This window comes from Kribbella sp. NPDC056861 (assembly GCF_040687575.1).
Classification (GTDB): domain Bacteria; phylum Actinomycetota; class Actinomycetes; order Propionibacteriales; family Kribbellaceae; genus Kribbella.
Genome location: NZ_JBFBNQ010000003.1, coordinates 875,131 through 897,132, shown reverse-complemented (window position 1 = coordinate 897,132; position 22,002 = coordinate 875,131). Strand labels below are relative to the sequence as shown.

20 protein-coding genes are annotated in these 22,002 nt (G+C 68.9%); 15 read left to right on the top strand and 5 right to left on the bottom strand.

The features are described 5' to 3' along the window. Positions 1-37 precede the first annotated feature (37 nt). Genes AB0P21_RS18145 through AB0P21_RS18125 form a run of 5 tightly spaced genes read left to right on the top strand, consistent with a single transcriptional unit; the run spans position 38 to position 2,671 of the window. Positions 38-376, top strand: coding sequence for a metalloregulator ArsR/SmtB family transcription factor (locus AB0P21_RS18145; protein WP_363697932.1), 339 nt, complete (start codon positions 38-40; stop codon positions 374-376). After that, a complete protein-coding gene (locus tag AB0P21_RS18140) occupies positions 373-852 on the top strand; it encodes an SRPBCC family protein (protein WP_363697931.1) in 480 nt (159 codons plus the stop codon). Before AB0P21_RS18145 ends, AB0P21_RS18140 begins: the two co-directional genes overlap by 4 nt. Beyond that, positions 849-1,451, top strand: coding sequence for a dihydrofolate reductase family protein (locus AB0P21_RS18135; protein WP_363697929.1), 603 nt, complete (start codon positions 849-851; stop codon positions 1,449-1,451). Before AB0P21_RS18140 ends, AB0P21_RS18135 begins: the two co-directional genes overlap by 4 nt. Continuing rightward, the gene (locus tag AB0P21_RS18130; protein ID WP_363697928.1) at positions 1,448-2,035 is read left to right on the top strand and encodes a dihydrofolate reductase family protein; all 588 of its coding nucleotides are present in this window, start codon (positions 1,448-1,450) and stop codon (positions 2,033-2,035) included. Before AB0P21_RS18135 ends, AB0P21_RS18130 begins: the two co-directional genes overlap by 4 nt. Positions 2,036-2,044: 9 nt before the next feature. After that, positions 2,045-2,671 (top strand): hypothetical protein, encoded by a 627-nt coding sequence (locus AB0P21_RS18125; RefSeq protein ID WP_363697927.1) that lies wholly within the window; start codon positions 2,045-2,047, stop codon positions 2,669-2,671. 43 nt (positions 2,672-2,714) lie between these two features. Here AB0P21_RS18125 and AB0P21_RS18120 read toward each other — a convergent pair whose 3' ends face one another. Together AB0P21_RS18120 and AB0P21_RS18115 are read right to left on the bottom strand one after the other, a co-directional pair. After that, positions 2,715-3,056, bottom strand: a complete 342-nt coding sequence (locus tag AB0P21_RS18120) for a hypothetical protein (RefSeq protein ID WP_363697926.1) — start codon at positions 3,054-3,056, stop codon at positions 2,715-2,717. A gap of 72 nt (positions 3,057-3,128) precedes the next feature. Next, entirely contained in the window at positions 3,129-3,785 is a 657-nt protein-coding gene (locus AB0P21_RS18115; RefSeq protein ID WP_363697924.1) for a peptidyl-tRNA hydrolase, read from the bottom strand. Between the two features lie 49 nt (positions 3,786-3,834). On the opposite strand from AB0P21_RS18115, the gene AB0P21_RS18110 reads away from it, so the two are divergent. Both AB0P21_RS18110 and AB0P21_RS18105 read left to right on the top strand, forming a co-directional pair. After that, on the top strand, positions 3,835-4,626 hold the full coding sequence (locus tag AB0P21_RS18110; protein WP_363697922.1) for a thymidylate synthase: 792 nt from the start codon (positions 3,835-3,837) through the stop codon (positions 4,624-4,626). Beyond that, complete coding sequence (locus tag AB0P21_RS18105; protein WP_363697920.1) at positions 4,623-5,081, top strand: dihydrofolate reductase; 459 nt, start codon at positions 4,623-4,625, stop codon at positions 5,079-5,081. The genes AB0P21_RS18110 and AB0P21_RS18105 overlap by 4 nt, the downstream gene beginning before the upstream one ends. 21 nt (positions 5,082-5,102) lie before the next feature. Here the strand turns inward: AB0P21_RS18105 and AB0P21_RS18100 are convergent, their stop codons facing one another. The 3 genes from AB0P21_RS18100 to AB0P21_RS18090 all read right to left on the bottom strand — a co-directional run bounded on the left by AB0P21_RS18100 (position 5,103) and on the right by AB0P21_RS18090 (position 11,688). Continuing rightward, complete coding sequence (locus tag AB0P21_RS18100; protein ID WP_363697919.1) at positions 5,103-5,969, bottom strand: hypothetical protein; 867 nt, start codon at positions 5,967-5,969, stop codon at positions 5,103-5,105. After that, positions 5,969-10,021 carry an AAA domain-containing protein gene (locus tag AB0P21_RS18095; RefSeq protein WP_363697917.1) on the bottom strand — a complete coding sequence of 1,351 codons (4,053 nt, stop codon included), beginning with the start codon at positions 10,019-10,021 and terminating at the stop codon, positions 5,969-5,971. The genes AB0P21_RS18100 and AB0P21_RS18095 overlap by 1 nt, the downstream gene beginning before the upstream one ends. A 107-nt stretch (positions 10,022-10,128) precedes the next feature. Further along, positions 10,129-11,688 carry a hypothetical protein gene (locus tag AB0P21_RS18090; protein ID WP_363697915.1) on the bottom strand — a complete coding sequence of 520 codons (1,560 nt, stop codon included), beginning with the start codon at positions 11,686-11,688 and terminating at the stop codon, positions 10,129-10,131. Between the two features lie 185 nt (positions 11,689-11,873). Between AB0P21_RS18090 and AB0P21_RS18085 the strand changes: the two genes are divergently transcribed. From AB0P21_RS18085 to AB0P21_RS18050, 8 genes are read left to right on the top strand one after another with little or no spacing between them, the layout of a single operon-like run. Next, a complete protein-coding gene (locus AB0P21_RS18085) occupies positions 11,874-13,157 on the top strand; it encodes a toxic anion resistance protein (protein WP_363697913.1) in 1,284 nt (427 codons plus the stop codon). Between the two features lie 32 nt (positions 13,158-13,189). After that, the gene (locus AB0P21_RS18080) at positions 13,190-13,768 is read left to right on the top strand and encodes a hypothetical protein (protein WP_363697912.1); all 579 of its coding nucleotides are present in this window, start codon (positions 13,190-13,192) and stop codon (positions 13,766-13,768) included. Continuing rightward, entirely contained in the window at positions 13,765-15,150 is a 1,386-nt protein-coding gene (locus tag AB0P21_RS18075) for an AAA family ATPase (RefSeq protein WP_363697910.1), read from the top strand. Before AB0P21_RS18080 ends, AB0P21_RS18075 begins: the two co-directional genes overlap by 4 nt. After that, on the top strand, positions 15,147-16,472 hold the full coding sequence (locus AB0P21_RS18070) for a hypothetical protein (protein ID WP_363697908.1): 1,326 nt from the start codon (positions 15,147-15,149) through the stop codon (positions 16,470-16,472). The genes AB0P21_RS18075 and AB0P21_RS18070 overlap by 4 nt, the downstream gene beginning before the upstream one ends. Then, complete coding sequence (locus AB0P21_RS18065) at positions 16,469-17,449, top strand: glutamate ABC transporter substrate-binding protein (RefSeq protein ID WP_363697906.1); 981 nt, start codon at positions 16,469-16,471, stop codon at positions 17,447-17,449. Before AB0P21_RS18070 ends, AB0P21_RS18065 begins: the two co-directional genes overlap by 4 nt. Next, positions 17,446-18,570 carry a hypothetical protein gene (locus AB0P21_RS18060; protein ID WP_363697904.1) on the top strand — a complete coding sequence of 375 codons (1,125 nt, stop codon included), beginning with the start codon at positions 17,446-17,448 and terminating at the stop codon, positions 18,568-18,570. The genes AB0P21_RS18065 and AB0P21_RS18060 overlap by 4 nt, the downstream gene beginning before the upstream one ends. Next, positions 18,567-20,924 (top strand): tetratricopeptide repeat protein, encoded by a 2,358-nt coding sequence (locus tag AB0P21_RS18055; protein WP_363697902.1) that lies wholly within the window; start codon positions 18,567-18,569, stop codon positions 20,922-20,924. Before AB0P21_RS18060 ends, AB0P21_RS18055 begins: the two co-directional genes overlap by 4 nt. Then, positions 20,921-21,988 carry a PP2C family serine/threonine-protein phosphatase gene (locus tag AB0P21_RS18050; protein WP_363697900.1) on the top strand — a complete coding sequence of 356 codons (1,068 nt, stop codon included), beginning with the start codon at positions 20,921-20,923 and terminating at the stop codon, positions 21,986-21,988. The genes AB0P21_RS18055 and AB0P21_RS18050 overlap by 4 nt, the downstream gene beginning before the upstream one ends. Positions 21,989-22,002: the final 14 nt, after the last annotated feature.

Below are 22,002 nucleotides of genomic sequence, written 5' to 3'. Positions count from 1 at the left end.
TCAACACATCAGTTGATCAACGGAATGGTTGATAAAGATGTCGGTTGACGAAGACGCGCTGGACCGGGCCTTCACTGCCCTCGGTGACCCGGTACGCCGGGCCCTGATCGCGCGGTTGTCGCGCGGCGAGGCGACGGTGAACGAGCTGGCCGAGCCGTTCGGGATCACCAAGCAGGCGGTGTCGCGGCACATTCAGGTGCTCGAAGCCGCCGGCCTGATCACCCGCAGCCGGGACGGCCAGCGCCGGCCCTGTCAGCTCGACCCGTCCGCGCTGGAGAGCCTGACCAGCTGGATCGACGGATACCGGCTGGCCGCGGAGGCCAGCTTCCGGCGCATCGACGCGCTACTCGAAACCGTGAAGGAGCAGGACCGATGAGCACCAACCCCACCACCATCAGCGCCCCCGCCGGTACGCCGTTCGTCTCGGTGACCCGGGACTTCGACGCCACCCCCGCGCAGTTGTTCCGGGTCCAGACCGACCCCGCACTGGTCGCCCAGTGGCTCGGCCCGCGCGGGCTGGAGATGACCATCGACGAGTACGACGTCCGCCCGGGCGGCCGGTACCGCTACGTCCACAAGGACGAGCACGGCGAGTACGCGTTCCGCGGTGTCTTCCACACCGTCGAGCCCGACACCCTGGTGATCCAGACCTTCGAGTGGGAGGGCGCCCCCGGCGAGGTCTGCCTGGAGCGCGCCCGCTACCACCGGACCGACACCGGCGTCCGGCTGCACACCGAGTCGGTCTTCCCGTCGGTGGAGGCCCGCGACGCCGCGGTCCAGAGCGGCATGGAGCACGGCATCAACGACTCGATGGACCGGCTCGCCGAGCTGCTCGCCAAGGGGGAGTCATGAGCGCGGTCGTCGTCGACATCTCGATGTCGCTGGACGGCTACGTCACCGGACCCGACGTGGATCTGGAGCACGGCCTCGGCCAGGGCGGTGAGGTGCTGCACGTCTGGGCGATCGACGGCGACGCGGCGGACCGCGCGGTACTCGACTCGTCGTTCCTCGAGACCGGCGCGGTGATCCAGGGCCGGACACTCTTCGACATCATCGACGGGCCGAACGGCTGGAGCGAGGAGATGGGCTACGGCGCCCAGGGTGCGGACAAGCACGTGCCGCCGATCTTCGTGCTCACCCACGAACCGCCCGCCACAACACGGCTCGGCGACCGGTTCCGGTTCGTCACCGACGGGCCGGCCAGCGCCCTCCGGCAGGCGCAAGAAGTTGCTGACGGCAAGGACATCGTGGTGATGGGAGGCGGCGAGACCTGCTACGCCTTCCTGGCCGCCGGGCTGGCCGACGTCGTCCGGCTGCACGTGGCACCCGTAGTACTGGGCGCCGGCACCCGGCTGTTCCCGGCGGAGTCCGCGGCCCGCATCAACCTCGAACTCACCGGCACCGTCTCGACTCCCGCCGCGCAACACCTCACCTACAAGGTTGTGAAATGAGCAAAGTCGTCGTCTCCGCCGCCGTCTCGCTGGACGGGTTCATCGCGGACTCCGCCGATGCTGTCGGCCCGCTCTTCGACTGGTACGAGAACGGCCCGGTGGAGTTCTACGGCACCGATCAGGGCCGCCCGTTCCACGTCAGCCAGGCGACCGCCGACTTCCTCGGCGGGCTCTGGCCGAAGGTCGGCGCGGTGGTGATCGGCCGCCGTCTGTTCGACCTGACCAACGGCTGGGGCGGCGTCCCCGCGGTCGGCGACCACGTCTTCGTCGTCACCCACGAGCCACCGACCGACTGGCCGTTCCCGGACGCGCCGTTCACCTTCGTCAACGGGGTCGAGGAGGCGATCGCGCAGGCCAAAGCACACAGCGGCGAGGACCGGATCGTCTCCGTCACCGCCGGCGACCTCGCCGGCCAGGCACTCGAAGCCGGACTCGTCGACGAACTGTCCCTCGCTCTGGTCCCCGTCGTCTTCGGCACCGGCGTCCGCTTCTTCGGCAACTACGCCGGCCGCCAGCAACTCTTCGACGACCCGACCGTCGTCCAAGGCGACCGCGTCACCCACCTGCACTACCGCATCAGCTAGAAAGGACCAATGGGAGCCAAGGACTGGATGCTGCTGTACGCCGAGGGCAACGTTGCCGAAGTACTCCGCTCGCATCCTCAACCTGATCGAGCCGCCACCCGCGCACTGGTCGAGCACCTCCACCCGGAGGCGCGCCTGGCCGAGACCGCGGACGGCACCCTGCTCGAGAGCTCGAACCCGCCGGACGATCTCGTGTATGCCGGAGTGTTCCCGGGCCTCACCGTCATCTGCAGCGGCGAGGTGGCCCTCGACCGGCCGTCGACGCTGCCGGCGATGTACCTGGCCGAAGCCAACGGCCGGACTGTCTATCTGCACGCGATGCACAGCGTGGTGGACTGGTTCGCCTACGCGATCTGGACGCCGGACAAGCAGTTGCTCAGGGCACTCAGCCTGGCACCGGACGGCGGGATCTTCGAGAACGTCGGCGACCCGCTGCCGTTCGAACGCTCCTACTGGGCAGGGGAACACCAGTTGGAGGCCGAGGACGGCGAGCCGCAGTACCCGCTGCCGTTCCACCCGCTGGAGCTCGCCGAGGACGCGTTACGCGCGCTGTTCGGCTTCAACTACGAGGGCTACCTGCTCGACGGCGATCCCGAGCTGGACGAGATCGTGCTCGCCGGATACCAGCTGAAGTAACGCCGGGCGCACCGCCGGGGGGCGCGGTACGCCCGGCAGCCCGTCAGAGCCCGCCGACGCTCCAGAAGAGATTGACCGGGCCCTGCCCACCGGACGAGATCACCACGTTGCGCCCGGTGCAGTTGGTGCCGGACCAGAACCGCTGTGCGGCGTTCGACTCGTTGTCGACGTAGTCGACAGCCTGGCCGAGCCGCTGGCACGCACCAGGATTGATCGGTGTTCCGAGGTTGAGGACCATGTTGCCCTGGTTGTAGCCGCACACCCGTCCCGGCGCGCACGCGTTGACGGTGGAGGTCGAGGCCGACGCCACCTGGCTGGTCGAACCCGACAGCAGCAGTGCTGCGGCAGCCATGGCTCCTGCGATCCCGCTGATTCGTCTGCTCATACCGGAAACGTAGTCACCGTGACCGGCCCGGCACGAACAGTTAGACAAGCACCGAACCGACCCCTGCCCGTGCTACCGCAGCGCGGGATGATCGGCGATCACCGTGTAGCTGCCAGGGTCGATCTCCGTGAAGCCCGCATCCTGTACGACGGGCAGCCCAGCCTCCATCAGCGTCTTCCACCGCGCCGCCGAAGCAGTGCGCACAGCCAGCCGGAAGTCGTCCTCCTGCCAAGCCTTCCGCTCACCGTCGGACAGCTCGAACCACGCCAGATGCGCCCCGTGCCCGACCTGCGCCATCGTCTTCCCGGTCGACATCTCCAACCCCGGATTCACCCACAACACCGGGACGCCGGCCACCAACTCAGGCAGCTCCTCCGGGTCCTCCAGATCGGTCCCGGTCACCTGCAACCTCGCCAGATCCTTCGGCACCTCATCCAGCAACTCCGGCGGAAACACCCGTACCACGGCCGCCGCGCCCGTCACCGTGATCCCCGGCAACGCGGCAGCCCGCCGCCACTCGGCACCCCGCGCCCGGCGTACCACCTTGCGGATCCGCGCGTCCTGCCAGCCACGCATCGCGTCGGCCCACTCCCCGTCGCCGACCGACCGCTCGTCCGCCAGAATCGCCAGCACAGCCCGGGCCGCGGTCTCCAGCGCATCGGTCTGCTCCGGCCGCTCGCCCTTCTCCACCTGCAGCACCAGCGTCAGCACATACTCGTCAGAACTCACCTGCCGAGTCTGTCAGGCCGCCGACTTCCAGGCCTGTACCGTGGGCCGCATGCGGCAGTATCTGGAGCTTCTCGACCACGTCCTCACCCACGGCGTCGAGAAGGGCGACCGCACCGGCACCGGAACGCTCAGCGTCTTCGGCCACCAGGCCCGCTACGACCTGACCGAGGGTTTCCCCGCCGTCACCACCAAGAAGCTGCACCTGCGCTCCGTGGTCGGCGAGCTGATCTGGTTCCTGAGCGGCTCCACCAACGTGAAGTGGCTGCACGAGAACAACATCTCGATCTGGGACGAGTGGGCCGACGCCGACGGCGAGCTGGGCCCGGTCTACGGCTACCAGTGGCGCTCCTGGCCGACCCCGGACGGCCGGCAGATCGACCAGATCTCCGCCGTGATCGAGTCGATCAAGAACAACCCGGACTCCCGCCGGCACATCGTCAACGCCTGGAACGTCGCCGACGTGGACGGGATGGCGCTGCCGCCCTGCCACACGATGTTCCAGTTCTACGTGGCCGACGGCAAGCTGTCCTGCCAGCTGTACCAGCGCTCGGCCGACATCTTCCTGGGCGTGCCGTTCAACATCGCGTCGTACGCGTTGCTGACTCACATGGTCGCCCAGCAGACCGGTCTCGAGGTCGGCGACTTCGTGCACACCCTCGGCGACGCGCACCTCTACCTGAACCACCTCGACCAGGCCAAGCTGCAGCTCACCCGCGAGCCCCGCCCGCTGCCGACGCTGCAACTGGCCGAGCGCGACTCGATCGACTCCTACGAGATCGCGGACGTCGTACTGGACGGTTACGACCCGCACCCCGGGATCAAGGCGCCGATCGCCGTATGACCGTGATCCTGATCGCCGCGGTCGGCGCCAACGGCGTGATCGGGCGGGACAACGACCTGCCCTGGCGGATCCGCGAGGACCTGCAGCACTTCAAGGCCCTCACCCTCGGCCACACCCTGGTGATGGGCCGCAAGACCTACGACTCGATCGGCCGCCCGCTGCCCGGCCGGCGCACGGTCGTCGTCACCCGGCAACGCGACTGGTCGGCCGCCGGCGTCGAGGTGGCGCACGACCTCGACGAGGCCCTCAAACTTGCTGAGGGCAACGATCTCTACGTCGCCGGCGGCGGCGAGATCTACCGCCAGGCCCTCCCGTACGCCGACCGCCTCGAACTCACCGAAGTCGCCCAGTCCCCCGACGGCGACGTCACCTTCCCGGCCTTCGACCGCACCGAGTGGCGCGAAACCGCCCGCACCGAGCACGACGGCTTCGCCTTCACCACCTACGAACGCTAGCCAGCGAAGGCGATCCCGACGTCAGCCGGTCGTCACCGGCGGTGTCAACGCGTCGAGGCTCTTCTCCAGGTCGTTGAGCAGAGCACCCACCGGCCCCCAGCACAGCATCACGCTGTCGCGATCGAAGGCCGGCTGATCGACCAGCTCCTTGCGCGGATGCACGAAGTTCCGGAAATCGCGGACGGTGTGCATGAACCTGGTGGCGTCGAACTGGATCAGCCCGCGCTCGGCCGCGCGATCGATCAGATGGACCAGCGCGGCCCGATCGGGCTTCACCGTCCTACCCGCCTGGTCTTTGGACCGCCCCTCGCGGAACTCCTGGTCCTGTTCGGTCAGGATCGCCATCAGGATGCCCTCCACCAGACTGCCGATCCCGATGATGGCGAAGGTATAGGCCCCGTTCGCCTCGCAGATCCGGGTCTCGGCCAGCCGGTTCATCAGGACGGCTACGGTCGCCTTGTCCGCGATCAGGGCGTCCAGGCGTCTCTGCAGATCGTCCGGCTCGCTGTAGACCGGATGCCTGCCGTCACCCGAGACACCGGCCAGTACCGGCCGCTGCCCCACGTAGGAGATCATCAACTGCTCGGGAGCGAGGATCGCGTTCACCAGTTCGGCGAAGTACCTGGCCATCTCCATCCCGCCGTCGTACTCCAGCGGGTCGCAGACCCGGCAGAGCAGTTGCTCGATGTCCTTCGTCCCGTTGCGCGCCTCGATCTGCTCCACCAGCCACGGGATCCGGGGCGTTCCGTCGTACTCCGGGGAGTCCGGCCACGCGGATCGCTGCAGCAGCTTCTCCAGCTCGTATCCCTTGCGCTCGCACGGACCACCCAGGTCGACGACAAGCTTCGCCAACCGGTCGATGGTCATCGAGTCGAGTGTCCGCTTCATCAGTGCGCTCCCTTGTACTGCGTCCGTGCGGTGTCGAAGGCCGCGGTCAGGCGGTCGATGATGTTCTTGCCCCGGCGGGAGAACCCCAGTTCCTTCATCCCCTGCTCGATCCGGGCCTCCCGGGTCAGGTAGAGCTCGTCCGACAGCAACCAGGTGAAGACACTCACGAGTTCGTAGTCGGTGTACTCGGTGATCTTCTGCCCGAAGGGGACGTCGGGGCGCGGCAGCGAACGGTGCTGCGTGGACGGAGCCTCCACCGGCGGGACAGGGGCGACCTGGCGCACGATCGGAGCAAGGGCCGGCACTTCGTCCTTCATGGCCTGCCGCCAGCTCTCCACAATGCGCTCGAGCTCGCCGCCGGGATCGGAGAACCAGGCCGTGGACCACAACCGGTGGAACCTCCAGCCCAGGTTCTCCAGGTGAGACTGCCGGAGCCGGTCGCGGTCCCGCGCGCTGTGCGCCAGGTGGTACTGCTCGCCGTCGGTCTCGACCGCCAGCACCATCTTGCCCTTCTGCTCAGGGTGGCCGAGCGCGAAGTCGATCCGGTATCCGTCCGAGAAGCCCCACTGGGGGTAGACCGGGATGCCCTCCTCGCGCAGGGCCGTGTAGACGCTGTCCTCGAAACCGTTCAGCTCCCCGTTGGTGATCCGGCCGACCCTGGTCAGGTCTCCACCGAGCTCGGCGAACTCCAGAAACCTCCGCAGCAGCTCGGCGCCGCTGCGGTCCGGACGTGGCTCGAGATCGGCATGCGAGAAGGAGGAGACGACCGTCATCCTGCGCTTCGCCCGGGTGACGGCGACGTTCAGCCGTCGCTCGCCGCCCTCCCGGTTCAACGGACCGAACGTCCTCGCGACCCGGCCGTCCGGCCGCTTCGCGTAACCGACGCTCAGGATGATCGCGTCGCGTTCGTCGCCTTGCACCCGCTCGAGGTTCTTGACGAAGAACCGCTTCGAAGCACCCATCTCGTCACCGAAGAACCGCTCCAGTTCAGGCCTCTCCCGCAGTGCGGCCCGCAGGGCGAGGTCGATCCGATCCGCGTGCTTCTGGCTCATCGCGATCACGCCGAGGCTCTCGTCCGGGCGTTCGGCGGCATGCTCCAGCACCCGCTCGACCACTTTCTCGACCTCGGCGACCGCGGAGCCGTCCTGACCCGGTACCGCCCTGCCGTCCACCACGTCGAGGGTGATCGGGCTGCCTTCGAGAACGCCGGGGAAGGTCACCAGTTGCCGGTCGTAGATCTCGTTGTTGGAGAAGGCGATCAACCGTTCGTCGCGGCTGCGATAGTGCCACCGCAGCATGTGCCGCTGGGTCAGCAGACTGCTGAGCCGGGCCAGGATCGACTCGTAGTCCTTCAGGCTCCCGGCGCTGTCCTCGTCCTCGTCGTCCTCCTCCGCCCCGCCGAGCATCCGCTGGAAGTACGTCGACGGCGGCAGCTGGCGATCGTCCCCGGCCACGACGATCCTTCGTCCGCGAACGATCGAGGTGATCGCGTCCTGGGGCAGGATCTGACTCGCCTCGTCGAAGATGACGATGTCGAACAGACACTCGGCCGGCAGTGTCTTGCTCACGAGCAATGGCGACATCGCCCAGCACGGCCGCAGCGCGAGCAAGACGTCAGAGGCGTTCTCGACCAGCTTGCGGATCGGCATGTGACCGGTCTTGCGCTTCGCCTGGTTCCGCACCAGGGTGCCTTGGTCGGGGTACTCGTCGCAGGCCTCGCTGAGCATTCGCGCGACCTCACGCCGGACCCGGCCGGGGGCTACCTCGCGCAACCGCACGTCGGCGGCGCAGAACTCGGTGACGGTGCGAGTGTGGAAGCCGGCCGCGAAGTCACGTAGTACCGGTGACGACACCTTGAACTGGTCGATCAACGACTGCAACCAGGCATGCCGCAGGATGTTCGCCGCCTGCTCCGCGTCCGCGTCGCGCTCCACGATCTCGTCGAGCAGAGCCCCCAGGCCGACCGCCTCGAACCGCTGCGTCAGTTCAGTCAGTCTCGGCATCCGGAACAACGTGTCCCGGTCGGCCTCGAGCTCCTCCAGTTGCGACTGAACATCCTCGGCCGGGCGTCGATCCAAGTCCTCGATGCGGGTGCACAGCGCGACTGCGGCGAGCTGGTTGCGCAGGTCCGTGTAGTGACTGACGATGTCCGCCAGGCCCTCTACTCCGGCGGGGTCGCTCTGCTGTCCGCCCAGGCGTTGCCACCGCTCCCGTTGGCGACAGACCTCGGAGATCGCCCGGTTGAGATCCTGCCGTCTCTTGATACCGCGTCTCGACATCGCTCGGGCGGCCTTGACCGCTCGCCGTCGGTCGCCGAAGGACAGCTTCCGCCCCTCCGCCTTCCGCACCGAGCGATCGGCGGTCGCCAGGTACAGCAGGTCGAGATCCTTGCGGAAGACCTCCTGACCGAACTCCGCCACCGCCTGCTCGATCCCGCCGAGCAGCTCCAGGACTTCGCTCCAGCCGTCGATCCCGGCCGGCTTGGCCAGGCCGGTCTGCCGGAGAACCAGCTCCATGTCCTGAGTACTGCGGTGCAAGGTCTTCGCGGTCAGGGCGTCCAGCTCGAGCAGAACCCGATCGATGTCCGCCTCGGTCCGTACCTCGGTCGCGTTCGACCACGGTGAGTCTCCGCGCCGGATCCTCGGCCCGCCGGACTCCACGTACTCCTGGAGGTCCTGCCTCACCTCGGACAGCACCCCCGCGCTGAGGGTCTGCAGGATCGGCCCCCGGAAGCGGAGCCGGGTCTGCGCCGCGGGCGAGAGCCGGAACGACTCCTCCATTGTCTGGAAGGCCGATATCTCCCAGGGAGACCGGACGACATGCAATTCCTTGGTGTAGGCAACCGCACGCCGGCGCCGGTCGGCGTACCCGGCGTTCAGTTCGTCGACCCTGACCGGACGCTCGGCGGCGGCCCGGTCGAGACTCTCGGCCAACTGCTGCGCGAGCTGCCGTTTGTTCAGCTTCTGCTGATGCAGATCGAAGACCAGGCCACCGAGGTCGACCTCGGCGAGGCGCTGGGTGACGGCCTCGATCGCGGCGCGCTTCTCGGCCACGAACAGGACCTTCTGCCCCTGGGCCGCGGCACCCGCGATGATATTGGCGATGGTCTGGCTCTTCCCCGTCCCCGGCGGGCCTTCGATCAGCACGTTGTGCCCGGCCAGGGCGGCGGAGATCGCCCTTTCCTGGGACGAATCCGCGTCCTGCACCAGGACTTCGTCCCGCGGGGAGATGTCGTCCACGCCGACGAACGTGAAGCCCCGGCCGTCCTGTTGAAGTGCGGTCAAGGCGCCGGTGTCGCCGGCCAGCGCGGAGACGACATCGTTGCCGGCCAGCAGTTGCGTTGCCTTGAGAAGATCCTCGACCATGGGCAACTTCTCGTAGCTGAACAGACCGATCACGGTCCTGGCCTCGAGTTCCAACTCGATGCCCCATGGCGCAACCTCCGTCCGCAGCGTCTCGTAGACCATCTGCAGCCGGGACTGCGGTCCGTCCGCCTCGGCCGCCACTGCGTTGAGCCGTTCGGTGAACTCCTCCAGCTTCAACTCCGCGCCGTGCTCGTGGACGAGCGAGTAGAGCAGCACCGGATTGATCTCCACCTCGTCCCCGGGCTGGAGGGTGTAGTCGCTCTCACTGACCGTCTTCGCGTTGATCTCCACGGCCCGCAGCAGGAGCGGGGCCCGCAGCGCCGGGGTGGATCGTCCGCTCGCACCAGGACGCGCGGCCAGCCGGACCAGGCCGTGCGCGATCCGCCCGGCCTCGATCCCCTGCTCCTCCTCCAGCGCCACGATCCGCCGCCGGATGTTCTTGGCCCGGACACACGCTTCCTTGAGTAGTTGCGGGTCCGGCTGCAAGGCACGCAAGGTCTCCGCCGAGCCGGACAGCAGCCGGTCCAGCGACGCCAGGGTGCCGCCGGACAGATCCAGACTCGCGGTCTTGGTGTCCTTGAAGTGCAGCAGAGTGTTCCGGTGCCCCAGATCCACCAGGCCCGCCGCCCAGTCCGCTGCTTTCCGGCTGACGAGCGCATAGCGGTCGTCGGTCACTGAATCAGACAAAACTGCTCCCCCTTGCACACAACGATCAGCCCGAGACGGCCGGAGCCTTCGCTGTGTACTGACGGACGACGGCCAGAGGCGGCGGAACACCACCTCTGGCCCGTCGGTCAGTTGCGCGGGTCGCTCGTACTCTCCGCTTGGTAGGAGTTGTACTGCGGTTTGGCGGTGCCGTCGGGGCGTAGCAGGTCGAAGGACTGGCCTGCGTGGGACGCGATGGTCGACTGGTTGGACAGCCAGACGCCATGGCTGCGCAGCATGGCGAACATGGCGTGGACGTAGAAGTCGCTCCACACCTGGTCGTCGTTGCCGGGCCAGGCGAGATCGATCGAGGCGTTCCACTCGGTGTCGGCAGGCTTCAGTTGGTCGGCGATCGGGTAGCCCTGGTCGGTCAGGCCGGTGAAGGTGGTGTCCACGTAAGCCTGCAGGTCGTCGTAGAAGGCGCCCCAGGAGTCGATCCGGGCCTGGGCGTGGGCCTGGGTGTCGTTCTCGGTCGGCGTGATCAGGTAGGTGTGGGTGGAGATGAAGTCCGGCAGCCAGTCGCGGTTGGACCCGTTCGCCAGGTACGCCGCTTTGGCCGCGCCGAGCCACACCTTCAACTCAGTCAGGCTGGCCGCGTCGCTGCTGGACCAGCCCGGTCCGCCGATGAAGATCTGGTGGCCGAGTGAGCGGGCGTAGGCCTTCAGCGTCGGCGCGTGCACCCAGAGCTCGTCGTAGTACCGCTGGCCGGTCATGCCGCAGTAGTGGTCCGGCTCGTTGCCCAGCTCGTAGAGCTTCACCCGGGTGCCGGCGGTGCGGATGATCCAGTCCTGCCAGGCGCGCGACCAGGCGTCGGGCGCACCCGTGCACTGCTGGTCCCAGATCGGTGGCAGGCCGACCAGCGGTTCGGCGCCGAGGCGGCGGATCCCATCGATCGCCGCGTTGAACTGTGCCTCGGTCTGGCAGTCGGTCGCCCGCAGCTCGCAGGGCGGCTTCCACATCTGCCACTTGATCACCCGGATCTTGGCGGCCTTGACGTTGGCCGCCGCGGTCGGGTTGTTGATCGCAGTACCGCCGTCCTGGTCCCACGCGCCGATGTGCGAACCGTAGATCAGGTTCGGCGCCTCGAAGAGAGGTCCGCGCGGATCCGACTTGGCCCAGCTCACGTCGTCCAGGTAGACCCTGCCGGCCCAGCCCCGGCTGTCGAACTCCAGGCCGAGGTGGTGCAGGCTCGGCACCGACGGGACCCGCCAGGTGAGGGTGGTCCACGATCCCGGGGTCAGCCGCGACCAGGGGCCGAAGTGCTCGACGTACGCGTTGTCGCTCACGTACGGCATCACCTGCAGCGGCCGGGCGTTCCGCGGTGTGTAGAGGTGGAACGTCACCACCGAGCCGACTGCCAGCCCAGCAGGTCGCGTCGGCGACCTGAAGCCGGGGTACTCGCGTCCTTCCACCGGCAGAGCCAGCGAGCGGCCACCAGTACGGGCGACCACCGGTGAGTTCGCCGGGTCCTCCCCACCCCAGTCGACGCTCCAGCCCTGGAGCGAGCCGTCCTCCCAGTTGTAACCGGGTCCGGCTGCGGCCTGTACAGCCCGCTCCCCGGTCGCGGTCAGCATCACCGCGAGAAACATGCCTGCCAGTACGAGTGTGAACAGCCGTCGGCCGCTCACTCCACGCTGTAACCGTTGCATCGAGGCCCCCCTCGGTCGTCACCGATTCTGGGGTGCTCGGTCGCTCCTGGCAATGGCCTGGTCACGGATCGGGGAAGGTTCCCCGCAGAAGACCGGGAACCGCGTAGATTGTGTGCGCGTCACGGAGTGTGTGACAGGGGACGCGGGCGCGGAGGCCCGCGGCAGGCCACCGGAGGGGAACGACGATGACCGAAGCTGACAACACACAGGGCGCCGCAGGGGGCACCGCGGCAGCACCGCAGGCAGCGGCAGCCGCGCCTGCGATCTCGCCGCTGCAGCCGCCGACCGCGACCGCACCGGGGCTGATCCTGACCGCACCCGCGCCGACGCAGCCAGTGGCCGCGACCGCCGCGCCGAGCCTGGCGCCTGCTGTCGACCCGGCCGCGCTGCCCGCGCTGGACTCGAAGGTCGACTCCTTCCTGACCTCGCTGATGACCGCCGCACCGCGCTCGCCGGAGTTCAGCCAGAAGGCCGGTGACGTCCGCAGCATGGGCGACGTCGACATCCGGCACGCCGCCGAGAGCTCGAACCGGCTGCTGCAGTCGCCGGTCAAGGCGCTCACCGCGGGCGGGCTGTCGGAGGGCTCGACGGTCGGCAAGACGCTGCTGGAGCTTCGCCGTACGGTCGAGAACCTGGACCCGAAGGAAGCCACCGGGCCGAAGAAGCTGCTCGGGATGATCCCGTTCGGGGACAAGATCGAGGACTACTTCCGCAAGTACCAGAGCGCCCAGAGCCACCTCGAGGGCATCCTGCACTCGCTGCGCAACGGCCAGGACGAGCTCGGCAAGGACAACGCCGCGCTGAACCTGGAGAAGCAGCAGCTCTGGGACGCGATGGGCCGGCTGAACCAGTACGTGTACGTCGCCGAGCGGCTGGACGCCCGGCTGTCGGCGACCATCGCCGAGCTGGAGGCGACCGACCCGGACAAGGCCCGGGCGCTGCGCGAGGACGTCTTGTTCTACGTCCGGCAGAAGCACCAGGACCTGCTGGTCCAGCTGGCCGTGTCGATTCAGAACTACCTGGCCATCGACATCGTGATCAAGAACAACATCGAGCTGATCAAGGGTGTCGACCGGGCCTCGACCACCACGGTCTCCGCGCTCCGTACGGCGGTCATCGTGGCCCAGGCGCTGGGCAACCAGAAGCTGGTGCTGGACCAGATCACCGCGCTGAACACCACCACCAGCGGGATGATCGAGCGCACCTCGCAGATGCTGCGGGACAACTCGGTCGCGATCCAGCAGCAGGCCGCCTCGGCCACCATCGGGCTGCCGCAGCTGCAGGCGGCGTTCGCGAACATCTACGCCACGATGGACGCGATCGACACCTTCAAGGTGGAGGCGCTGGACAACATGGCCGCCACCATCGGCACCCTCGAGGGCGAGGTGACCAAGTCCCGCAGCTACCTGGACCGGGTCGCCAAGCAGGACCAGCGGGTCGTCAGCGGCACGCTCGACCTCGGCCGCTGAGCTGAATTCTTCGAACGGGGAGCGGGCATTGCATGGCGCTGGGTGACTTCTTCGCGCGACTGACGGGTCGCAAGGCGGAGCCAGAGCCTGCACCGATCCCCCGCGCGCCGACCACCGACGACCTGCTGCAGGCCCTGGTCAGGGTCGAGCAGTTGGTCGCTGACGGCGCAGTACCGGCTGTGGTGGCGTCCCGGGTCAACCGGGTGGTCCGGGTCGTCCGGGAGACCATCCCGCGGCTCGGGAACCTGGGCGGCAGTGCCCAGGCGTACTCCGTGATGGCGACGGCTACTGACTATCTGCCGGAGGCGATCGGCGGCTACCTGCGCCTGCCGCGGCAGTGGGCCGACAGCCGGCCGGTGGACCGCGGCAAGACGTCGCTGATGATCCTGATCGACCAGTTGGACCTGCTGGGGTCGACGATGGACAAGGTGGCCGACGCGGTGAACCGGCACGACGCCGAAGCACTGATCGCACACGGCAGGTTCCTGCAGGAGAAGTTCGGCACCGGGTCGACCGGTGGCAGTCTCGCGCTGGGTCCGACCCAGTCGATGCCGCCGCCCGACACCGGGGGCGGTCCGCTACAACCACCATCAGGACGGGGAGGGTCATGAGCAGCGCCGGGGGTACTTCGCTGCAGGACGCACTGACGGGTCTGCTGACGGTCGCCGCGCGGGCCGGCGTCGCGGAGAACGTCGCGCGTGCTGAGGCGCTGTCACTGGCCGCAGCTCTGGCCGAGTCAGCGCCAGGCGCTCCGGCCGACTGGGCCGCGGTGACACCTGGTGCAGGGACTCAGGACTTCTTCGACTCCGCAGTACGGGGTCGGCGGTGGCGTGGGGCACCGACCGCAGTACTGACTGATCTTGTGGCGCAGGGCTCGGCGGAGAAGATCCCGTACGCCGAAGCGCTGGCTGAGGTCGCCTCTGCGGCTTGCAGCCTCGGCGAGCCGACCATGCGAGTCATCGGCAACGCCTCGGTGGCTGCTGCTGCACAGTTGCAGGCAGCGGGCGCAAGGCTGCAGCAGGTCGCAGCCACACCGACAGCACCTACAGCCGCCGTAGAAGCAAAGCCTGCAGTAGAAGAAGAAAAGCCTGCTGTGCCAGAGCGGACTGTCGAAGAGTTGCTGGCCGAGCTGGACGACCTGACCGGCCTGGCGAAGGTCAAGCGCGAGGTGCACCGCCAGGTCGCCGTACTGCGGGTCGAGAAGCTGCGGGTCGAGGCAGGGCTGAAGAGCCCGACCATCACCCGGCACCTCGTCTTCACCGGCAACCCCGGCACCGGCAAGACCACCGTGGCGCGACTCGTCAGCGGGATCTACAAAGCACTCGGCCTGCTCTCCAAGGGCCAGCTGATCGAGGTCGACCGCTCGGAGTTGGTCGCCGGCTATCTCGGCCAGACCGCGACGAAGACCGCCGAGGTGGTCGCATCCGCAGTCGGCGGCGTGCTGTTCATCGACGAGGCGTACAGCCTGACCGCCGGTGAGCTGGGTGCCGACCAGTACGGGCGCGAGGCCGTGGACACGCTGGTCAAGGAGATGGAGGACCGGCGCGACGACCTGGTCGTCATCGTGGCCGGCTACCCGGAGCCGATGGAGGACTTCATCGCCGCGAACCCTGGCCTGGCCAGCCGGTTCCGGACCACGATCGGGTTCGAGGACTACACCGACGACGAGCTGACCGACATCCTGACCGGCCTGGCCGAGGGCGCCGACTACGAGCTGACGCCGGAGGCGCTGGACCAGTTCAAGGTGGTGCTCGCCTCCACCCGGCGGGACCGCTCGTTCGGCAACGGCCGGTTCGCGCGGAACATGCTGGAGGCCGCGATCGGCCGGCACGCCTGGCGGCTGCGCGACGTGACGGCACCGACCACCGAGCAGCTGCGTCAGATCGTCGCCGAGGACCTCACCGACGAAGAGGCCAAGACCGTGGTACCGGACGAACCGGTGGCAGCAGAGTTGGCGCCTGAGCCTGGGCCCGAGCAAGGAGAGACGGCGTGACACAGACAGCCAGTGCGCCCCCCGCGACCAGAGCGCCGGCGGTCCCACAGGTCGCCGGATCGGGTCTGCCCGCAACACAGCCGGCCGCGCAGCCGCAGAGCCGGGTCGCCGCCTGGTTCGACGGTACGCCGGGCCGCATGCGCGCGCTGCTGATCGTCGCCGCCATCATCAGCGTGGTCTTCGGCCTCGCCGCCGCCCAGGGCTTCAACCAGTCCGACGGCGCCCTCAGCCGGGCCGAGGCGAACACCGCCCAGCTGGTCCGGATCCAGGCGATCCACACCAACCTGGTCAGCGCGAACGCCGACGCCACCAACGCCTTCCTGGTCGGCGGTCTGGAGCCGCCGGCCCAGCGCCAGCACTTCACCGACTCGATGAACACCGCCGCCAAGCTGATCGCCGAGGCCGCCACCGCGCAGCCCGCCGACCAGAAGGCACTCGGCGAGCTGAACGTCACGCTGCTCACCTACCAAGGCCTGATCGAGCAGGCCCGGGCGAACAACCGGCAGGGCCTGCCCCTCGGCTCGCAGTACCTGAAGGACGCCAGCGCGACCCTGCAGGAGGACTCGCTGCCGGTCCTGAACGAACTGGTCAAGGCCAACCAGGCCCGCGTCGACACCGAGTTCGACGGCATCGGCCGAGGCGGCATCTGGCTGGTGCTCGGCAGCCTGCTCGCACTCGCCGCGCTGATCGTGTCGCTGTGGTGGCTGGCCAAGCGCACCCACCGCTATCTCAACGTCCCGATCGCGGCCGCCGCGGTCGTCGTACTGCTGACCCTGGCGATCGGCGGCGGCGCCCTCGCGGGTGCGTCGAACTCGGCCAAGGACACCCGCAAGGTCTCGTACGCCGACACCCTCGCGCTGTCGCAGGCCCGGATCGCGGCGTACGACGCGAAGTCGAACGAGAGCCTGACGCTGATCGCCCGCGGCTCGGGCACCGCGTTCGAGGAAGCGTGGAAGAAGTCCGCGGCCACGGTCGACGAGGAGCTGGCCCGCGGCGGCACCACCAGCCCCGCGGTCCAGCAGCAGTGGAGGGCCTACAAGGACGCGCACACCAAGATCCGCGGCCTCGACAACGGCGGCCAGTGGGACAGCGCCGTCGACCTGGCGATCGGCACCGGCAAGTCGACCTCGAACGCCGCCTTCACCGCCTTCGACCAGGCCTCCGCCGAGCGCCTCGTCTCCCTGAGCGAATCGACCCAGTCCGAACTGGACTCCGCCGGCCACTCGCTCGGCGTCCTCGGCTGGCTCGGCCTGCCGATCGGCATCGTCACCGCCCTGCTCGCCGCCTGGGGCTTCTCCCAGCGACTGGAGGAGTACCGATGAACAAGACCCGCCTGATCGCAGGCTCGCTCGCTCTCCTGTTCGCCGCCACGGCTTGTGGCTCCAGCACGTACGACGCCACGCCGGTCCCGGTGAAGCCGACCCCGTCCGTCGCCAAGCCGGCTGCCCCGGTCGCGGAGACCTGCGACAACGCCCTGCAGTCCTACGCGCCCGACGGCGCACTTCCGGCACCCGGCGCGATGCCTGCCGGTACGACGATGGCCAGGATCCTGCAACGCAAGCGGCTGATTGCCGGTGTCTCGGCGGACAGCCTCAACCTCGGCTCGCGGAACCCGATCACCGGCGTCATCGAGGGCTTCGACATCGACATGATCAACGCCGTCGCCGACGCCATCTTCGGGACCCCCGCCCCAGGTAAGCCGCACCAGGTCGAACTCCGGGTGATCTCCAGCCCGCAGCGGATCCCAGCGCTGAAGGACGGCACGGTCGACATCGTCGCGCGCAACATGACGATCAACTGCGCCCGCTGGAACGAGATCGCCTTCTCCGCCGAGTACTACCGCTCCGGGCAGAAGCTGCTGGTCCAGCGGGACATGAAGGTCGAGAGCCTGGCACAACTGGACGGGCAGAAGATCTGCACGCCGGCCGGCTCGACCAGCTTCGACAACATGGTCAAGGCGAACTCGGAGATCATCGCGGTCACCGCGGACACCGACACCGGCTGCCTGGCGCTCTTCCAGCAGGGCAAGGTGGTCGGCATCTCCGGTGACGACACCGTGCTCGCCGGAGACGCCGCCCAGGACCCGTACGCGCGAGTGACGACCGCCGAGAAGATCAGCGAGGAGCCGTACGGCCTCGGGATCAACAAGGAGCAGGTCGACTTCGTGAAGTTCGTCAACGGCGTGCTGGAGCAGATGAAGACGGGACCGGCCTGGCAGGCCTCGTACAAGAAGTGGCTTCAGCCCGCCCTCGGCCCGGCCACGCCACCGAAGGCCGTCTACGGCAGAGTCGCCGGATGACCGTAGGCACCCCGACGGCCACCGCGCCGCCGCCCCCGGGACGGATCGGCAGCAGCATCCCCGCAAAGGATCTGCTGGCGTTCCTGACCGACCTCGGCAGCTGGCGGGACCGCCGCCGGGCGGAGCTCGACGAGCTCGACCAGGCCGCCCTCCAATCGGCCGACGCCGACGCGCTGAGCGGCGACGTCGTGCTGGCGATGGCCGTCTGGAAGGCCGTCTCCGACCGGTACGAGCTGATCCTGGTGACCTGGGACTCCGGCCGGGTCGGGGCGACCGAGACCGAGCGGATCTCGACCTTGATCTGGGGCGGGCTGGACACCGGCGACGCGGCCGGGTCGCTCGCCGTTTCGTTGCCTGAGGCATGCACTTTGTCGGACGCGCTGGCCTCGACCCTGCGGGCCCGGCTCGCGCTCGAGCCCGGTGACGCCGACCTGGCCGCCCGGCTGCGGCAACTCCGTGCGCAGGTGGAGCGGATCAAGGACCTGGTCGCGATCGAGCCGGCCGCGACCCGCAACGCGGCGATCGCGGAGCATCACGATCTCGATCGCCGGGTCACCGACCTGACTGACCGAGCCAAGCGGGGCGCCGACATCGGCGGGCTGATCGGCCCGCTGGAGATCGATGCCGCGCACAACGAACGCGACCTGATCGTCGGTGCCGCCACTCGGCGCGAGCGGGCTGCCGACGTGGCCCGGGCTCGCGCAGTACGGACCGAGCTAGAGGCGCAGGGACAGGCTGTCCGGGCCCTGGCCGATCGCTGCGTCGCCGCGGTCTCGCCTGCGCCGCGGCTCGCAGTACCGGATGTGACTGCGTTGGGGCCGGTGCCGAACACGGCAGCTGAGCTGGAGAAGTACCTGACCCGCCTGGACGCCGTACGGCGTGCGCTGGGGCAGGCGCAGACGGCGTACGGCTCCGCGCTGGAACGTAAAGACGAGTTGGCCGGGCGACTGGACGCGTATCAGGTGAAGGCCGGCAGCGTCCCCCGGACCAGTGGAACCACCGATGACCTGGCAGAGCTCTATCGACGCGGCCGGGAGGTGCTCGACGCGGAACCAGTGGACCTGGTTCGGCTCGGCGCGCTCGTGGCGGCGTACCAGACGTATCTGGGAGTGACGACATGACGACCAACGCGTGCACACAGCCGGGCTGTACCGGCACGATCCTGGACGGGTACTGCGACGTCTGCGGATCGCCGGCAGCTGCAGCCGCTGCTAGTGCTATTGCCAGCTCGACCACGGCACTAGGCAAGTGCGGCGAGCCTGGCTGCTCGGGAACCGTCGTAGACGGCTACTGCGATGTCTGCGGCACCCCTGGCGGCGGCGGTGGCAGTGCTGCCACCTATGCGCCAGACCCGATCAGTACTGCGTCAACGGTCTCCCGCGCCTCCAACCGGCTGGCCTCGACGCCACTCGGCTCGGCCCGGGCCACTGCAGCCGGGTCCAAGCTGACCCGCCGTCTCGGTACTTCGTCCACCCGCCTGCGCGGGGCGCGACTCGGTGCCGGCCTGACGCACGTGCCGCCGATCCCCGCGATCGACGCCAGCAAGGCGATCCTGGCCAACCCGATGGTCCCCGAGGACCGTCGCAACTGCCCCAGCTGCGGCAACCCGGTCGGGCGCTCGCGCGGCGACCAGGCGGGTCGTACCGATGGCTTCTGCCCCAAGTGCCGCAGCCCGTTCTCGTTCTCGCCGAAGCTGAAAGACGGTGACCTGGTCGGCGGCCAGTACCTGGTCCGCGGCTGCCTGGCGCACGGTGGTTTCGGCTGGATCTACATGGCCCAGGACCAGAACGTGTCCAACCGCTGGGTGGTGCTGAAGGGCCTGCTCAACTCGGAGGACCCGGACGCCGTCGCGGCCGCGATCGCCGAGCAGCAGTTCCTGGCCCGGGTCGAGCACCCGCTGATCGTCGAGATCTACAACTTCGTCACCCACGACGGCGCCGGCTACATCGTGATGGAGTACGTCGGCGGCACCTCACTGAAGACGCTGCTCAAGCAGCGGATGCAGGCCAACCACAACCAGTACGACGCGCTGCCGATCGACCAGGCGATCGCCTACCTGCTCGAGATCATGCCCGCGTTCTCCTACCTGCACGACCTCGGCCTGGTCTACTGCGACTTCAAGCCGGACAACATCATCCAGGTCGGCGACGCGGTCAAGCTGATCGACCTCGGCGGTGTCCGCCGGATCGACGACATGGACTCGGCCATCTACGGCACGGTCGGCTTCCAGGCGCCGGAGGTGGCCGAGGTCGGCCCGTCGATCGCCTCGGACATCTACACGCTCGGCCGGACCCTGTGTGTGCTCGCCTTCGAGTTCCGCGGCTACCAGTCCCGGTACGTCGGCTCCCTTCCGCCGGTGGGCGAGGTGCCGCTGTTCCAGCAGTACGACTCGGTCTACCGGCTGCTGGTGAAGGCCTGCGCGCCCGACCCCGCTGACCGCTTCGTGTCGGCCGACGAGTTCCGGGTCCAGCTCCTCGGCGTACTGCGTGAGGTGGTTGCCGACAAGCAGGGCGTCAAGGCTGCCCAGCACTCGACCTCGTCGATCCTGTTCGGCAGCCCGGGCGACCTCGCGGCCGGCCTCGGCGACGCTGCCGAGCCGTGGCGCCGGCTGCCGTCGCTGGCCAAGGACGACAGCGACAAGATGGCCGGCTGGCTGAAGACGGTCAGTGTGCCCGACCCGGAGCAGCGGCTCGAGCTACTGGTCGACGCGCCCGAGTCCTCCCCGCAGATCCTGCTGGAGATCGCCCAGACCGCACTGGAGATCGGGCCGTCGCGGTACGACATGGTCGACACCGCGGTCACCGACCTGCTCGCGGAGGACCCGTGGGAGTGGCGGGCGGTCTGGATGTCCGGACTGGTCGCCCTGGCTCGCCACGACGCCGCTGCGGCCCAGTCGGCGTTCAACGCCGTCTACGGCCAGGTGCCGGGCGAGCTGGCGCCGAAGCTCGCACTGGCGGTCTCCTGCGAGATCAGCGGCGAGTACGACGTAGCTGAGGGTCTCTACCTGACCTGTGCCCGCACCGACGCCAACTACATCGCCCCCTCCGCCTTCGGGCTGGCGGCGATCCGCTCGGCCCGTGGCGACCTCGACGGCGCCGTCGGCGCGCTCGACCTGGTGCCGCCGACCAGCGGGTCGTTCGTCCGGGCTCGCCGGATGCGAGCCGGTCTGCTGGCAGGATCAGGGCGTGGACTGTCCGCGCTGGCCGAGGCGATGAGCAATATCGAGAGCGTGACGATCGACCCGCTGGACCGGGCGAACCTGACCGCGAACATTTTCAAGACCGCGCTGGACGAGGTGCTCGGCAAGGGCCCACAGCCCGGGCTGAGGATCGCCGGCCGGGAGGCGGTCGAGCCGGACCTGCGGGACGGGCTCGAAGCGGCCTACCGTGAACTGGCCGGGCACGCGCGCAGCCCGCAGGAACGGATCGCCCTGGTCGACCTGGCCAACGATGTTCGAGGATGGACGCTGCGATGACGAGTACGACCCAGACGGCCTGCCCCAGCTGTGGCGGACCGATCTCCGACGCCGACCGCTTCTGCGAGGCGTGCGGGGCCGAGCTCACCCCCACCGCACCGGGCACACCCGCGATCGACACCGACACCGAGCCGACTGTCGAGCTGAACCCGGCGGCCGCCGCTGCCCGGGGTGCCGAGGCAGCGCCCGGCCCCTGCCGCTCCTGCGGCGGGGCGATCAGCGCCGACGGGTACTGCGAGACCTGCGGCACCAAGGCGACCAAGCCGCGCGACCACTTCAGCGAGCAGCCTGCTCCGTGGGTGGCCGCGGTGTGCGACCGAGGGATCCGGCACAGCCGCAACGAGGACGCCGTGGCGATCGCTGCCGACCAGGAGCCGGGCAGTCGCGCCCTGCTGGTGGTCTGCGACGGGGTCAGCTCCTCACTGGACTCCGACGTGGCCAGCCTGGCCGCTGCGCGCGCCGCACGCGACGTACTGGTGGCCGGGAACGCGCAGGGGATGGGTACTGAGTCCTCCCGGAACAGCGCGGTGATTGTGCGGCTCAAGGCTGCTGCGGATGCCGCTAGCGACGCAGTACTGGAGAACACTTCGCCGGACAGCCCCAATCCGGCTTCCTGCACGTTCGTGGCGACTGTGCTCGAGGGTGATCTGCTGGTGGCCGGGGTGGTCGGCGACAGCCGCGCGTACTGGTTCCCGGACGGTGCCGAGGCGGTGGGGCTGACTGTGGACGACTCCTGGGCGGCCGAGTTGATTGCGACCGGCGTACCGCGGCATGAGGCCGAGACCGGTCCGCAGGCGCATGCGATCACCCGCTGGCTGGGCAAGGACGCGCCCGACCACACACCTCGTACCACGTCGCTGAAGGTCTCCGGGCCTGGTTGGCTGCTGGTGTGCTCCGACGGTCTGTGGAACTACTGCTCCGAGGCGACACCGCTCGCGGAGCTGGTGCGTCAGACCGCTTCGGCCAACGGCGGCGAGCCGCTGGCCACCGCGTCCGCGCTGGTCGACTGGGCCAACGCCCAAGGCGGCATGGACAACATCACCGTCGCACTCGCTCGTATCTAGATTTTATTCACCGA

What these genes read in the sequence shown, in the direction of transcription:
- AB0P21_RS18145 (WP_363697932.1), top strand. Translation starts at nt 38, where the DNA reads ATGTCGGTTGACGAAGACGCGCTGGACCGGGCCTTCACTGCCCTCGGT.
- AB0P21_RS18140 (WP_363697931.1), top strand. Translation starts at nt 373, where the DNA reads ATGAGCACCAACCCCACCACCATCAGCGCCCCCGCCGGTACGCCGTTC.
- AB0P21_RS18135 (WP_363697929.1), top strand. Translation starts at nt 849, where the DNA reads ATGAGCGCGGTCGTCGTCGACATCTCGATGTCGCTGGACGGCTACGTC.
- AB0P21_RS18130 (WP_363697928.1), top strand. Translation starts at nt 1,448, where the DNA reads ATGAGCAAAGTCGTCGTCTCCGCCGCCGTCTCGCTGGACGGGTTCATC.
- AB0P21_RS18125 (WP_363697927.1), top strand. Translation starts at nt 2,045, where the DNA reads ATGGGAGCCAAGGACTGGATGCTGCTGTACGCCGAGGGCAACGTTGCC.
- AB0P21_RS18120 (WP_363697926.1), bottom strand. Translation starts at nt 3,056, where the DNA reads ATGAGCAGACGAATCAGCGGGATCGCAGGAGCCATGGCTGCCGCAGCA.
- AB0P21_RS18110 (WP_363697922.1), top strand. Translation starts at nt 3,835, where the DNA reads ATGCGGCAGTATCTGGAGCTTCTCGACCACGTCCTCACCCACGGCGTC.
- AB0P21_RS18105 (WP_363697920.1), top strand. Translation starts at nt 4,623, where the DNA reads ATGACCGTGATCCTGATCGCCGCGGTCGGCGCCAACGGCGTGATCGGG.
- AB0P21_RS18100 (WP_363697919.1), bottom strand. Translation starts at nt 5,969, where the DNA reads ATGAAGCGGACACTCGACTCGATGACCATCGACCGGTTGGCGAAGCTT.
- AB0P21_RS18090 (WP_363697915.1), bottom strand. Translation starts at nt 11,688, where the DNA reads ATGCAACGGTTACAGCGTGGAGTGAGCGGCCGACGGCTGTTCACACTC.
- AB0P21_RS18085 (WP_363697913.1), top strand. Translation starts at nt 11,874, where the DNA reads ATGACCGAAGCTGACAACACACAGGGCGCCGCAGGGGGCACCGCGGCA.
- AB0P21_RS18080 (WP_363697912.1), top strand. Translation starts at nt 13,190, where the DNA reads ATGGCGCTGGGTGACTTCTTCGCGCGACTGACGGGTCGCAAGGCGGAG.
- AB0P21_RS18075 (WP_363697910.1), top strand. Translation starts at nt 13,765, where the DNA reads ATGAGCAGCGCCGGGGGTACTTCGCTGCAGGACGCACTGACGGGTCTG.
- AB0P21_RS18065 (WP_363697906.1), top strand. Translation starts at nt 16,469, where the DNA reads ATGAACAAGACCCGCCTGATCGCAGGCTCGCTCGCTCTCCTGTTCGCC.
- AB0P21_RS18060 (WP_363697904.1), top strand. Translation starts at nt 17,446, where the DNA reads ATGACCGTAGGCACCCCGACGGCCACCGCGCCGCCGCCCCCGGGACGG.
- AB0P21_RS18055 (WP_363697902.1), top strand. Translation starts at nt 18,567, where the DNA reads ATGACGACCAACGCGTGCACACAGCCGGGCTGTACCGGCACGATCCTG.
- AB0P21_RS18050 (WP_363697900.1), top strand. Translation starts at nt 20,921, where the DNA reads ATGACGAGTACGACCCAGACGGCCTGCCCCAGCTGTGGCGGACCGATC.